The organism is Corynebacterium sp. 21KM1197 (genome assembly GCF_033783015.1).
Lineage (GTDB): Bacteria > Actinomycetota > Actinomycetes > Mycobacteriales > Mycobacteriaceae > Corynebacterium.
The window spans coordinates 2372457-2386360 of sequence record NZ_CP123907.1 but is presented as its reverse complement, the minus strand read 5'-3'; the positions used below and the strand labels follow the sequence as shown (position 1 = coordinate 2386360).

Annotated in this window: 13 protein-coding genes; 8 read left to right on the top strand and 5 right to left on the bottom strand. The window is 64.1% G+C overall.

The window, feature by feature from the left end:
• Positions 1–875: 875 nt before the first annotated feature.
• The 8 genes from rpmH to OLW90_RS11490 all read left to right on the top strand — a co-directional run bounded on the left by rpmH (position 876) and on the right by OLW90_RS11490 (position 6764).
• Entirely contained in the window at positions 876–1019 is a 144-nt protein-coding gene (gene rpmH / locus OLW90_RS11525; RefSeq protein WP_082422206.1) for a 50S ribosomal protein L34, read from the top strand.
• Between the two features lie 10 nt (positions 1020–1029).
• Entirely contained in the window at positions 1030–1395 is a 366-nt protein-coding gene (gene rnpA, locus OLW90_RS11520) for a ribonuclease P protein component (protein ID WP_319650246.1), read from the top strand.
• 64 nt (positions 1396–1459) lie between these two features.
• Complete coding sequence (gene yidD, locus OLW90_RS11515) at positions 1460–1687, top strand: membrane protein insertion efficiency factor YidD (RefSeq protein WP_319650245.1); 228 nt, start codon at positions 1460–1462, stop codon at positions 1685–1687.
• A 61-nt stretch (positions 1688–1748) separates the two neighbouring features.
• On the top strand, positions 1749–2702 hold the full coding sequence (gene yidC / locus OLW90_RS11510; protein WP_319650244.1) for a membrane protein insertase YidC: 954 nt from the start codon (positions 1749–1751) through the stop codon (positions 2700–2702).
• 559 nt (positions 2703–3261) lie between these two features.
• Positions 3262–3918 carry a 16S rRNA (guanine(527)-N(7))-methyltransferase RsmG gene (rsmG, locus tag OLW90_RS11505; RefSeq protein ID WP_319650243.1) on the top strand — a complete coding sequence of 219 codons (657 nt, stop codon included), beginning with the start codon at positions 3262–3264 and terminating at the stop codon, positions 3916–3918.
• Between the two features lie 87 nt (positions 3919–4005).
• Entirely contained in the window at positions 4006–5013 is a 1008-nt protein-coding gene (locus OLW90_RS11500; protein ID WP_319650242.1) for a ParA family protein, read from the top strand.
• A 3-nt stretch (positions 5014–5016) separates the two neighbouring features.
• Entirely contained in the window at positions 5017–6114 is a 1098-nt protein-coding gene (locus OLW90_RS11495; protein WP_319650241.1) for a ParB/RepB/Spo0J family partition protein, read from the top strand.
• Positions 6115–6152: 38 nt separating this feature from the next.
• Positions 6153–6764 carry a hypothetical protein gene (locus OLW90_RS11490; protein ID WP_319650240.1) on the top strand — a complete coding sequence of 204 codons (612 nt, stop codon included), beginning with the start codon at positions 6153–6155 and terminating at the stop codon, positions 6762–6764.
• A 27-nt stretch (positions 6765–6791) separates the two neighbouring features.
• Here the strand turns inward: OLW90_RS11490 and OLW90_RS11485 are convergent, their stop codons facing one another.
• From OLW90_RS11485 to murJ, 5 genes are all read right to left on the bottom strand, one after another.
• Positions 6792–7985 carry an N-acetylmuramoyl-L-alanine amidase gene (locus OLW90_RS11485; protein WP_319650239.1) on the bottom strand — a complete coding sequence of 398 codons (1194 nt, stop codon included), beginning with the start codon at positions 7983–7985 and terminating at the stop codon, positions 6792–6794.
• 48 nt (positions 7986–8033) lie between these two features.
• Entirely contained in the window at positions 8034–8357 is a 324-nt protein-coding gene (gene trxA, locus OLW90_RS11480) for a thioredoxin (protein ID WP_319650238.1), read from the bottom strand.
• Positions 8358–8398: 41 nt separating this feature from the next.
• A complete protein-coding gene (gene trxB, locus OLW90_RS11475; protein ID WP_319650237.1) occupies positions 8399–9340 on the bottom strand; it encodes a thioredoxin-disulfide reductase in 942 nt (313 codons plus the stop codon).
• 90 nt (positions 9341–9430) lie between these two features.
• Complete coding sequence (locus OLW90_RS11470) at positions 9431–9958, bottom strand: sigma-70 family RNA polymerase sigma factor (protein ID WP_319650236.1); 528 nt, start codon at positions 9956–9958, stop codon at positions 9431–9433.
• Positions 9959–10087: 129 nt separating this feature from the next.
• On the bottom strand, positions 10088–13837 hold the full coding sequence (murJ, locus tag OLW90_RS11465; RefSeq protein WP_413464476.1) for a murein biosynthesis integral membrane protein MurJ: 3750 nt from the start codon (positions 13835–13837) through the stop codon (positions 10088–10090).
• Between the last annotated feature and the right edge of the window lie 67 nt (positions 13838–13904).

The window sequence follows — 13904 nt, the reverse complement described above, 5'->3', positions numbered from 1 at the left end:
TGGTGTTCTTGTCCTTTGGTGCTTCGGATCTGGTCGAAATTCTTGTGAGTAAGCGGGTGGAAGCGCCTACCTACGCCTTAAAAAGTGGACATAAGAGGGGTGGGGCTGTTGATGGAGTGAAAATGTCATTCACCGTTTCCTCCACAGGCCTAATAGGGCTATGCCCTGGTCTTCCACAAAGTTACTCACACCTGTGGATAACTCTACGTCACGGGGTTATCCACAGCCTATCCCCATGCCTGTGAATAGTGACACCCTGGGATTAAATCCTTCTGACCAGCTGTTTTATCTTCACTGGGAAGTTTCCTCAAGGTGAGGTTGAGAGTTATCCACAGGCATGGGGTTCTCACGGGTGTGAAAATTGTGATTGCTGATCAACTTCTACTCGTTCTCCTGTGGAATTGTCTAGGTCCAAAAGGTCAGACCTCTGAGGCGTCTGGGGAGCGGCGTGGAATGACAACTTTTTCTGCTGGTGAGTCCGGGTGGACGGGGAAGATGAGAAAGGAATACGAAAGATGTAATTTCGGGGGTACCCGTACACCCCTGTTGAACGGTGGTGCGTCGATTTGTTCCGGGCTCGAGCACTCGCGTATCCTTTATTCGTCTGTTACATCCGTAGAGGCACTACCTAGCCCTGCGCATGTACTTGAGTGAGAGCGGCTCGCGCGGATCACGTTCGCGCGCGCAACCGAACACGGCTGCGCGCTGTGAGCGCTGGTATAGCGCTGTGCACGGTAGCCGGAACAGGGATTGTGTTCCCTGGGACAACACTTCCGGTTGCTGCCTCTCAGGAACCAACCAACGGTTGGCCGATGAACCCCGGTGGGTGGCGTGAAGCCGTCGGCCGACATGCGAATACTTGAGGAGAATGAACAGTGGCAAAAGGCAAGCGCACTTTCCAGCCCAATAACCGTCGTCGTTCGCGCAAGCACGGCTTCCGCACCCGCATGCGCACCCGTGCCGGCCGTGCCATCGTGGCGGCCCGTCGCCGTAAGGGCCGCGCTAAGCTCACCGCTTAAGGCGCACTAGGTGCTTCCCGCGCAGCACAAGCTGACCGCGCCCAGTCAATTTCGGCTCACCATGAGCCGGGGGCGCCGCGCGGGTTCTCGTACCGTGGTTCTCCACGTTTGGGAGGGGGAGCCTGATGCGGAACTTTCTCATGTGGGTGGTCCCCGCTTTGGGCTTGTGGTTTCCAAGGCCGTCGGGAACGCTGTGGCTCGCCACCGTGTTTCCCGGCGGCTTCGGCATATCTGCCTGAGTCTTGCGCCGGAAATGAGTCCCTATGTTCAGGTAGTGGTACGTGCCCTGCCCGCTGCCGGGGAAGCGAGTTCGGTGATGCTGGAACGGGATATTCGCAAGGCGTGGGGGAAAATAGCGCGGGCCGATGTGCGCTGAGGGGAAGGCAAAGAGGGACCACGGGGGCGTCGATAAGCAAAGATCCTTAGCCGCTCGGGGCCTTATGGGTGCGGTGCGCTTTTACCAAATCTATCTTTCACCCCTTAAAATGGGTTCAACCTGCCGCTTCGAACCGAGTTGCAGCGCTTATGCCCTGGAGGCTTGCAGGAGTCACGGGGCATGGCGCGGCGTTCTTTTGAGTTGCGCTCGGTTGTCCAAGTGTGGTCCCTGGCATCCCGGGGGGTACGATCCCGTGCCCTCCCGTGCGTGGGGGCATGCCACGCGGGGATAATCCGGGCACGGAGCGCCTGTTTTCCTACAATTACCAACCACACCAGGAGTTTGGACGTACAGTGCTCGACTTCATCTACTGGCCGATTTCTGCGGTCCTGTGGTTTTGGCACAAGATTTTCGCGTACCCCTTTGGGGCGGATTCCGCGGCGGCGTGGATTCTGGCGATCATGTTCCTGACCTTTACGCTGCGTCTTTTGCTGTTTAAGCCGATGGTGAACCAAATGCGGTCCACGGTAAAGATGCAGAAGTTCGCCCCGCAGATGCAGGCCATTCGAGAAAAATATAAGAATGACCAGCAAAAGATGATGGAGGAAACCCGCAAGCTCCAAAAGGAGATGGGTGTGAATCCTCTAGCCGGCTGCCTGCCGGTGCTGGCGCAGTTCCCCGTGTTCATCGGTTTGTTTCACGTGCTGCGCTCCTTCAACCGCACGGGTAGCGACGTCGGTCTGACGGTGGAGCAGAATCGCCTCACCCCCAACTACATCTTTAGCGCCGATGATGTGCAGTCCTTCCTGGACTCCAACCTCTTCGGCGTGCCGCTTTCCGCATACATCAGTATGCCCACCGAGATGTTTGCCGCCTTCCCCAACGCGGAAGGATTGAGCCGCGGAACGATCATCGCCGTGGCGGCGCCGCTCATCATCATGATTGTGCTGGGCACGCACTTCAATGCCCGCCTTTCCGTGGAGCGCCAGGAGGCACGACGCGCCTCCGGCAAGCAGCAGGCCCCGGCCTCCGAGCAGGCGGCCATGCAGATGAACATGATGAACCGCATGATGCTGTGGGTCATGCCCGCCACCATCTTGTTCACTGGCTTTATCTGGCACATCGGTTTGCTGTTCTACATGGTGGCTAACAACCTGTGGACCTTCTTCCAAAACCGCTACATCTTTAGCAAGCTCGACCGGGAGGAGGAGGCTGAGGAGGCCGCCATCCGGGAGGCCAAGCGTGCGACGGCCCCCAAGCCCGGCGTGAAGCCGAATAACCCGAAGAAGCGCGGTAAGCGAGGCTAGACCTTGAGGGTGTAGCCTTTTACGGCCGGTAACCTTGATCCCGAGACAAGGCTACCGGCCGTTTATTTATGCGCGGGTTTATGCGCGGGCTTGTACCTCTGGATCTGTGCGGACCTGTGTCCGGGTTTGCTTATCGCTGGGAACGGGGGAACAGAGAAGAAAACAAAAGGGAAAACACCCTCGATAGCGAGAACCAGAATGAGATCCCTCCCCCAGCACCCGTGATCTCACTGAGATGGAGGGCGTTGGCTCATGCGGCTGATAGGCTTTCCTCATTGACCAATGGCCTGACCAATGGCCGATGCTTGGTTGGCGGCGGCCGATGGGTCGAGGTGTCTAGCGAGGCTGGTGTGCTCTCGAACCCTGGTGCGTTGTGGTTTGCCGTGGTGCTAAGGCTGCGATGCAATGGTGTCGTAGCGCCGTGGTGTCCCGCGGTGTCGTGGTGTCCGCATGATTCCACTTAGCCGTCTGCGACGAGTGTTTTCCGGTTCGGCCGGGAGCGCTTTGTTGGCCATTGGTGGGCCTAGCCGTCCTTGAACGAACCTGCACGAGAGCGAGGATGTTTCACGTGAAACCAAGCGATATACCCGCACCCCCACCGGCCGCCGAGCGGATCTTCGGTGAGAATCTGGAAAAGGCGGTGGCCTACCACCTGTCTCTGGCCACGGTGGGATCGCAGAGGGGTTTTATCGGTCCGCGCGAGGTTCCGCGGTTGTGGGATCGACACGTGCTCAATTGTGCGGTGATCGGTGAGGTCATGCCGCAGGAAGCCTCCGTGATCGATGTGGGATCGGGAGCTGGCCTGCCGGGCATTCCCCTGGCCCTTGCTCGCCCCGACCTGCGTATCACCTTGGTGGAGCCGCTGTTGAAGCGCTCGGTGTATCTGGGTGAGGTTATTGAACAGTTGCAGTTAAACAATGTTCAAGTGCTGCGCGGCCGGGCGGAGGAGAAGGCCCTGCGTGCCGAGGTGGGTAAGGCGGGGGTAGTGACCTCCCGCGCCGTGGCTCCTCTGGGTAAACTGTGTCAGTGGTCGATGCCCCTGGTGGGCAAGGCGGGGGCAATGATAGCGATGAAGGGGGCCTCAGTGCATGAGGAATTAGAACGAGACGAGCGGCAGATTCGCGCGGCCGGCGGGGGCAAGGGTGAGGTTATCCAGGTGGGGGCCGATCTATTGCCGGAGCCCTCCACCGTGGTGCGGATTCCGAAGGTACGTTAGGGCTCATGGTCTCCGGGACGTGATTGAGCTGCGAGGAAGCCAAAAGATAATGCAGGATCAACTAAGGAAAAGAGGCGTGCGCGCGTAATGGCCGATAATGAACAGCACTATCGCGGCGGTGCCTCGGGAATCCCGCTGCGGTCGCCGCTGCCGAGGCCGGAGAAACCGAGGCTCATCACCATCGCTAATCAGAAGGGCGGCGTGGGAAAAACTACCTCCTCGGTGAACCTGGCGGCGGGTCTGGCGGCCTGTGGGCTGAGGGTCCTGGTGATTGACCTCGATCCCCAGGGCAATGCCTCCACCGCGATGGGTGTGGAGCACCGCGCGGGCACCGTATCGAGCTATGAAGTACTCATCGGAGAGGCCACCCCGGAGGAGGCTATGCAGGCCTCCCCGCACAGCGAGAACCTCTTTTGTATTCCTGCCACCATCGACCTCGCCGGGGCGGAGATCGAGCTGGTCTCCATGGTGCGCCGCGAGTATCGGCTTTATGACGCCCTCAAGGGGCAGTTCCTGGACCAGTGGGGCTTTGACTTTGTGTTCATCGACTGCCCCCCCTCTCTGGGGCTGCTAACGATCAATGCCATGACCTTTGTGGAGGAGGTGCTCATCCCGATTCAGTGCGAGTACTACGCGCTGGAGGGAGTGGGACAGTTGCTCAACAACATCTCCATGATCCGCCAGCACCTCAATCCGCAACTCCACATCTCCGCGATCTTGCTCACCATGTACGACGCCCGCACGAAACTCTCGGAGCAGGTGGTGGGCGAGGTGAAGGAACACTTTGGGGACGTCACCCTGCGCACCGTGATTCCACGCTCCGTCAAGGTATCGGAGGCACCCGGTTATGGCATGCCAGTGCTGGCCTACGATCCCTCCTCGCGCGGGGCGATGGCCTACGTGGCGGCCTCAGAGGAGTTTGCCACGCGCGGGGATTACGTCCCGGCGGAGGGAACGGGGCCTATTGGGGTGAGCCCGCAGACCGCGCAGCGTCTGGCGGGTTTGGCTGAGGAGGATCGCGTGGGTGGTATGGCCGCCGAAGGCGCGGAGCAGGCCGAGGGGCCACTCGGGTCCGCACAGGAAGAAAGGGAGTAAACGTTGTCATCGCAGGAAACTCGCAAGGGTGGTTTGGGGCGGGGACTAGGTGCCCTGATCCCCCAGGGGCCCTCCAAGCCCAGACTTTCCGATTCCGCAGCGGATGCGATCATTGGAACCGGCCTTCCGCGTCGGCAGGGCCCGGGAGGGCCGGGCCGTCCGCAGGATTCCGGTGCCTCCTCGGCGAACAGGCGGGCGGAAGTTTCACGTGAAACATCGGGGCGGCCGGGTATTCCTCCCCTGATCGCTCAGGCGGGGCGTCGAGAGGCGGCCACTCCCCCGCCGAGCAATGAGTTTGGCGCCTCCTACCGGGAGATCCCCATCGGGGAGATCATGCCGAATGAGAAGCAGCCTCGGCGCGTCTTTGATGAGGAGGCCTTGGAGGAACTGGTCCACTCCGTCAAGGAGTTTGGGCTTCTCCAACCCATCGTGGTGCGCCGGGCCGCCGATGATAGCGGCTACGAGATCATTATGGGCGAGCGCCGCTGGCGGGCGGCCAGCAAGGCGGGTCTGGGTGTTATCCCGGCCATCGTGCGCGAAACCGATGACGGCGATATGCTGCGCGACGCCTTGCTGGAGAATATCCACCGCGTGCAGCTCAATCCCCTGGAGGAGGGAGCCGCCTACAAGCAACTCCTGGACGAGTTCGGGGTGACCCAGGAGCAACTGGCGCAGCGCCTGGGGCGCAGCCGCCCCACCATCACCAACACCATTCGGTTGCTCTCCCTGCCGTTAGCCGTGCAGACCAAGGTGGCCGCCGGAGTGCTCTCTGCGGGCCATGCACGAGCCCTCATGGGCCTGAAAACGGGAGAGGAGGATCAGGCACGGTTGGCGGAGAGGATCGTGGCTGAGGGCCTTTCCGTGCGTGCCACGGAGGAGGCCGTGACCCTGCTCAATAACGGTCACGCCCCGGCGGCCAAACCCAAGCGCGAGCCCCTCCCCCAGCCCGAGCACTTCACCCGTACGGCGGAGCGCCTGGGTGACCGTTGGGACACCAAGGTGACCGTGACGATGGGCAAGCGCAAGGGCAAGATGGTGGTGGAGTTTGGCGACCAAGAGGACTTTGAGCGTATTCTCGCGCTCATTGAGGGACGCGGTTAGTCGCACCGAGATATAGGGAATAAAAGGGGGCGAGGGCGATGAGCGCAGGGTTACGCCGCATCACGCAGGATTCCTTTGGCTCATTGCTTCCCAGGGCCGTGAGTAGCGTGTTCTGGGAGTTAGAACCGGATAGCGCCGCGCGGGTGCGGCAGCGGGGTGAGGAGCGCTTTGAAAAGGAGGCCTGGCTTTCCTCGGTGCTCCTCGACTCCCCCGGCTGCGGGTTCTACATGTGGGAAGAGCGTCCTCTGGCCACGCTCTTTTACTGTGCCCCAGCCCAGGCCCCGGGGGCGGCACAACTTCCCACCGCGCCCGTGAGCGCGGACGCCATGCTGATTACCTCGCTGCACGTGGCACCCGGTTGGGAGGGCATGGGAATGGAGGCGGTGCTGATTGACGCCGCGATCATGGACATGGTGACCGAGGATACCGCCCCGGCCGTGGAAGCCTTTGGCTTACGCGCCGAGGAGGCGGCGGACCCGCTGCTGAGTCAGGTGGAGGAAATGGGGATCATCGGTGCCGAGGCCCTGGAGGCGGCGGGTTTCCACGTGGTGAGCGATCACCCGGTTTTCCCCCGCCTGCGCCTGGAACTTCCCCCCGAAAGAGAGCTGCTGGTGGCCTGGGAGGCGCAGCCGCTACGGGCTCACGCCTAAAAGGGTGCTTAAAAGAGCGGAAGCGGCCTAGAAGGCCCGCTGCTCGGCCTCCAGCAACTCGGCAAAGCGATAGGTGCCGGTGGGCTGGTTATCGTCCTCCAGCAGATAGAGCCTCTTGACGGCCACCACGATGGCCTCAGCGATGGCGTCGCGGCTGGTGGGGTTGGTCATCACGGCCACGTCCTCGGGGTTACTGAGGTATCCGGCCACCACCTCCACCGTGGGGGCCTTGGTGAAGCGCAGGATCTCCCAGGTGCGGGCGTGATTGCCGCAGTTTTGCAGCGCCGTGCGGGCCACGATCTCGCGCTGAATGAACCCGGAGAGGGTTTCCCCCGTCAGGGAACTAGAACCCACCTCGGAGCCGAAGTAAAAGGTGGCCACGCCGGAGGCCTTCTCATTGGGGTAACTATCGCACTGCAAGGAGATGACCATGTCTGCGCCAAAGGCATTGGCCATATCGGCGCGATCCTTGGTGGAGGGGTTATCCATGCGCGGGCGGGAGATGATGGTCTCCATGCCGATGGCGCGCATGCGATCCTGCACGCGAGTGGCCAGATCCCAGAGGATTTCCTCCTCGGTGATCTGGCCGTAGCGCCCCTGCACCACCTGGCCGGTGGTCTTGCCGCCCAGGGCGGGGTCAATCACCACGCGCTTGCCGGCCAGGTGCGGCCCGGCCTGGCGCATGTCCTCGCGCTCCCGAATGGCCTGGGCCGAGCCGCCGCGGATACGCCGACCCAGCAGGTTGAGGGCGCGAATGGTATCCGGGCCGCATACGCCATCGGGATCCAGGCCGCCGTTGATCTGGTAACTCCGCAGGGCGTAGTTGGTATCGGCACCAAAGTGGCCGTCCAGGCGGCTGGAATAGAAGCCCAGTTCCTGGAGGTGTTCCTGGAGTTGCACCACGTCGTCGCCCACCAGGGGGTTGTCCTCCTGGTAGGCGAGGGGGCGCGCGCCAAGGGTGTAGGAGGCGCCGCGCATCTCGCGCAGCGTGGTGTCGTCGATAGCTCCGGTGGGCAGAATGCCCCGCGATTGCTGGAAGGCTTTGATCACCTCAGCCAGGGGAGCATCGAAGTAAGTGTCGGCATCGTTGAACTGCTGGGAATCGCCCGTGGTGGGGCGAACGTCTCCCGAGTAGCTCTGGAGCAGACCGAGGCGCGCGAGGGTGACGCGAGCCTCAGCGACGCGCGGGCTGCGGTCACCGACCCGGAGTACGTCCGCCACGTGAGTCCTTCCTAGAAATAAATGTTTACAACTCAACCAGGTTAGCAGCTAGAGCACCGAATTGAGCTTTTCCGCAATATCCGCCTTGGGGCGGGCGCCCACGATCTGATCCACCTTCTTGCCGTCCTTAAAAAGCAGCATGGAAGGGATAGACATGATCTGGAACATGGCCCCGAGCGCGCGCTCGGAATCCACATCGACCTTGACGATCTTGAGGCGATCCCCGTACTCCTGGGCGAGTTCCTCCAGCACCGGGGTGAGTTTGGTACAGGGACCGCACCATTGGGCCCAGAAGTCCACCAGGACGGGTACCTCGGACTCGATGACGGTGGAGCGAAAAGACTCCTGAGTCACGCTGATGAGGCTGGACATAAGATTACTCTCCTCCTTGGGAAAACCGCGTTCCCCCTAGTCTAAACCAGGGACTCCGCCAGGTAATTCTGCGCATCCAGGGCGGCCCGGCACCCGGAGCCCGCGGCGGTAATGGCCTGCTGGTAGTGATCGTCCACCAGGTCACCGGCGGCGAATACCCCGGGGATGGAGGTCTGGGTGGAGGGCTCGCGGGTGGCCACGTAGCCGCCCTCCTTGAGTTCCACCTGGCCTTGCAGGAACTCGGAGCGGGGATCGTGCCCGATGGCTACGAACATGGCGGTCACGCCCAGATCGGAGGTTTCCCCGGTGACGGTATCGCGCAGCACCAGGCCGGAGACCTTTCCCTCGGTACCCTGCACGCGCTCCACCACCTTGTTGGTGAGGAACTCGATCTTCTCATTGGCGCGGGCACGCTCCACCATGATGGGCGAGGCCCTAAACTCCTCGCGGCGGTGTACCAGGGTGACCTTATCGGCAAACTTGGTGAGGAAGGTTGCCTCCTCCATCGCGGAATCGCCGCCGCCGATCACCGCGATGTGGTGACCCTTGAAAAAGAAACCATCGCAGGTGGCGCAGGTGGACACACCCCGGCCCATCAACTGCTGCTCGCCGTCCACGCCCAGCAGGCGCGGGGCGGCACCCGTGGCCAGGATCACCGTGCGGGCCAGGTACTCCTCCTCCCCCACGAAGAGGCGCTTGACCTCGCCCTCCAACTCCACGCGATCCACCAGCTCCATGCGCAGATCCGCGCCAAAGCGCTCCGCCTGGGCGCGCATCTGCTCCATCAGCTCGGGGCCCATAATGCCCTGCTGGAAGCCGGGGTAGTTCTCCACCTCCGTGGTCTGCATGAGGGAGCCGCCGTACTCGTAGCCCTCAAAAACCAGGGGCTTGAGTTCCGCCCGCGCCGCGTACAAGGCCGCGGTGTACCCGGCGGGACCGGAGCCGATGATGGCTACGTCGTGGATCGTATCGTTGCTCGCCATGATTCATGCCTTCCTACAAAAGCCGTTTATGCCGTGCCCAAGTGTATCGCGGGGCACCCCTCATGGCGCTCAACGGAAAAGCGGCCCCATTCATTCCTCCGCGGACCCCATCAGATCGCGCAACGCGGCCTTGGCCCTGGCGCGGCGCGATTTCACGGTGCCGGGCTGCACCCCGGCCAACTCTGCCACGTGCGCCACGCTGTACCCGGCGGCGTCGATAAGCACCAGCGCGGCGGCCTGATCGGGGTGGACGCGGGCCAGCGCGGATTGCAGGGTGAGGCGGGTATCAATGCCACTGAGCGGCTCGTAGGCCAGGCGCACGTCCATGTCCTGGGGCGCGTGGGAATCATCGTCGAGCGCCGCCACCTCGCGCTGGTGACGGTGATGGGCGAAGTCGTAGCCGGAGTTAGCCACCAGCCGGTGCAGCCACGTGCCCAGCGCCGACTCCCGGCGGAACGTGTGCAGGTTTTGCGAGGCGCGCAGCAGGGCCTCCTGCACAATATCGTGGGCGTCGTATTCGTTGCGGCCGTAACGGCGCGCCACCCGCAGCAGTCGGGCACCGTGGCGAGCCACGATCTCCGTAAAGGCGGAGGCCTCTCCCGCCAGGTACTCCCCCACGAGTTGGCTATCGGATAGATGCTGATGCGTGAGCGTTACGGATTCCCCCTCGATGAAATGCGGCCCCTCCCCCGAGGGGTCCTCATTCCATTACAGCCCGGCCCGCCACCGGCCGGGCCGCATCATCGCCTACTGCGTTGGGCGGGTGCCCCCGACGATATTCGGCGTGGTGGGAGCCGCCCCCGTGGCCCTGGTGCCCCACACCGAGATATTGGAAACGCTCACCGTGTGCGTCTGCGGGGAGACGGAGTCGAACCACACCACCAGCGCCTGCGTGGGCTCCTGCGTGGGGGCCAGGGCGATGGTGTTGTCCTCCTCGTTCAACGTGGTCTCCGCCACCATCGGCACCGTGCTTAAGTCAAGAGTTTCCTGCACCTGGGCAGAATCCAGGCTGCTGGGCACCGCGTAAATTACCGCGTGGCTGCCCGGGGCGGAGGTGAGCACCTGCAATTGCGCCACCTGCACCGGATTCTGCAAGCGCACCAGCAGGCCCACGCCCGGCTTGCTCTGGAACCCCTGGGGATACTCCGCGGACTCCCAGGAGGTGGCCGGATTGCCGTCCACGGCGTGCGTGGCCCCCTCCGGGTGATCGCCCTGATCTTCCCCGGAACCCTCGGCACCACCCGTGGCCTCCCAGACATTGATGCCGCTCAGCGGCTGCATCTGCGGGGGCGTGGCGGCCTCGCTGCTGTGCACGGAACCGGGATTCACCGGGGAGGAATCGTTCTGCTTACCGACGAACGCCGCGATGTACGTGGCGGCCACCGCCGCGGCGATCACGGCGACAAAGACGATGAGGCCCAAGCCGGCGGTGCCGCGGCGGGTCATCGACTTCGCGCCGAAGCCGGGGCGATCCTCCACCTGCGGGGTGGCCTCCGCCGTGACGTGCAGGGCCTGGGCGCGGCGACGGGCCTGCTCGGTGGGCGAGGTGGGTGAGGCGGGCACGGCCGGTGCGGCCGGGCTTGCTGTGCCGGTTGCTGTGGTGGTTGTGGTTGCTGTGGTGGCTTCCGGGGTTTCGGAGGCGGTGCCCGGAGCGTCCTCCTCGGGGCTGGGGGTGTCGTGGGAAGCCGCGTCCTCGGCCAGGCCCACGCGGCGCAACTCCTCGCTGAGGTTGCGCAGATCCTCGGGATCGATCTCGGCCTTAGTGGAATCCGCCTTGGTGGAATCCGCAGGAGCGGCGGCGGTGGCGGCCGCCTCCACGCGCTGCTTGACCCGCTGCACATCCTCCGGGGCGTCCTCCCCCACCAACAGGTTCAGCGCCCAGGCGATCGCGTCCAGGTCCTGCGCGGTAGACGCGGTGGAGAGCACTGCCGGGAAGGCCAGCACCGCCGTGCCGGAGGTGGTAACGCGGATACGGGCCCAGTTATCCAGGCCCAGGGGCGTGTGAACCTCATCGGCGGCCGCGGTGGCGTGCGCCAGCGGGGACAGCGCATAGGCGGCGGCGCGGGGGTGCACACGCTCGGAGCGGGATAGCTCCTTGAGCGAGGTGCCCTCCACCCAATCGGCCACCACCAGGCAACCGGAGCGGTACGCGGAAACCTCGATATTCGGCGCGATCGCCGGGTGATTCAGCGCCGCCAGCGCGCGGGTACGGCGGGTGACCTCGGAGGCCGCGCCCGCCGCAGCGGCCGGGCTGGCCGGGGCCATCGGGGAGGTGCCGCTGGTATCCACGAACACCAGCGCCACGAGCCTGCCCGTGGCCTGCTCCTTGGCCTGCCAGAATCGCGCCCCGGTGACCGAGCCGTGATCCACCAGGAGGCGGAAGCGGCCGTCGGACACCGGCGCGCCCGGCACCAGGCGCGGGCCGCGCACCACGCCCGCGGACATCGGCGGCGGCACCGGGGAGGCATTGAATGTGTCCGAGCCGATGAACTGCGTGGACAACTCCTGCTGCGTGGGGGCCTCCACCTGGATCTGCCGATCCGGGTCTGTGCGGATGAGGCGGTTTAGACCCGGGATGCGCTGCGCCGCCGCGCCGAGGTTCTGCACCTCCGGCAGGCGGGAGAAGGAGAGCACCACGCCCGTGACCACCAGGAACACCACGCCGATCACGCACAGGCGCAGCAGAATCCACAGCGATTCCACCGGGCCCAGGGAACCCGGCTCCACCAGGCGACCCAGCAGGATGCTCGCCCCCGCCGCGACCACGGCACCCACTATCGACGCCCCGGTGGCCCACAGCGAGGTGCGCATGACCGTGGAGAATCCCAGGGAACCCAACTTGCGGCGCAGCAACATCGCGCCGATGACCGCACCGGCCACAAAACCAAAGCCATTGGCCGCGCCCAGGAGCACCACCACCCGGCCCGGGGAGGAGGCCACCAGGGGCGCCAGGAGGGAGAGAACGATCTTGGTGACGGTGATACCCGCGATGATGAACGTGGGCGTCCACGCCTCCTCGCGGGCATAGAACACGCGCAGGTGCAGCAGCACCAGGGCGTAGGGAATGAGGGTAAACGCGGAGAAACTCAGCGTGAGGCCCAGGACATCGGCCGATTCCGGGTCAAACTGGCCGTAATGGAACAGGCCAAAGGAAATGTCCCGGCCAAAGACGGTGAAGAACACCACGATGGGAATCAGCGCGATGAAGGTGAGCTTGGTGGCCAGGGTGAGATCATCGACCACGCCGCGATCATCGCCCTCGGCGGCCTTGCGGGACAGGCGCGGCATGATCGCCGTGAGCAAGGCGACGCCGATGATGCCATAGGGCACCTGGAGCAGCAGCCAGTGGTTTTGGTAGAGCAGGGGGGCGGCGTCGCTAGCCGTGGAGGCAATGCGAATGGTGAGGGTGAAGCCCACCTGCGAGATGGCCACGTACACGATGATGGCCAGCGCCATGCCGCCGAACTCCTTGAGGCGGGCATCAATCCCCCACAGGGGACGCAGATCCACGCCCGCCTTTTTCAGCGCCGGCAGCATGATGAGCAACTGCACAACCACGCCCAGGGTGGTGCCCGCACCCAGCAGCATGACGTGCGGATCGAAGGGGCCCGAGGGGGCCGAGGGAGAAAGGCGACCGGGGACGAACTGATAGATCAGCAGCACCGCGATACTGATGATGTTATTGGCCACCGGGGCCCAGGCCCCCGGGCGGAACACCCCCTTGGTGTTGAGCACCGCCATGAACAGGGCAAAGAGGCCGTAGAAGAAGATCTGCGGCAAGAGCCAATAGGCAAAGGAGGTGGATTGGGTGATATTCACCTCGCCGTCCTGCCGCAGCATGACCCTGGTGAGGAAGGGAGCCCCCACCACGGCTGCCAGGGTGATCACCGCCAGGAGGCTAAAGGCCAGGGTGAAAAGCCGCCTGATGAAGGCCGCTCCCCTATCCGGGTCCTCCTTTTCCGCCCGCACCAGCACCGGCACCACCAGGGAGGTGAGCACCGCGCCCAGCACGATCTCCGTGATGAGGTTGGGCAGGGTGTTCGCGGTGTTGAAGGCCGAACCCACCGCGGTGCCCACAGTGGAACCGATGAGCACGGTGCGCAGGAATCCCGTGATGCGGGAGATGAGGGTGGCTACCGCCATCGAGCCGGTGGAGCGCACCACGTCGCCATCGCTGGTGTCCCGCGCCTGCGGGGCCTGCTCCGCTGGCTCCCGTGGTTCCGGGGCGGGACGGGTGAGCGTGCCGGTTGCGGCCTCCGCCGTCGGAGCTCCTGCGGCTTCCGACGCCCCCGGCGGCGCGCTGGCGTGGAGGGCCTGCCGGGGGGCGTGGCGCAGATCGGAGCGATCAACCTCGCCCTGCGGGGCGGGCCGAGGTTTCTTTTTCACCTCGGGCACCGGAGCAGGCGGCGTGGGGGGCACGATCCGCGAGCGCAAGCCTTGGCGGCTTGGCCCGCTACCGCGACCCGATTGCCTGAATTGCGGATCTGTGGCGTTCACGAGTGACCATTGTTATGGCTGAAACGCATGAAAGGAAACTGACACGGCCCTGTGGCGCGGGATGTAA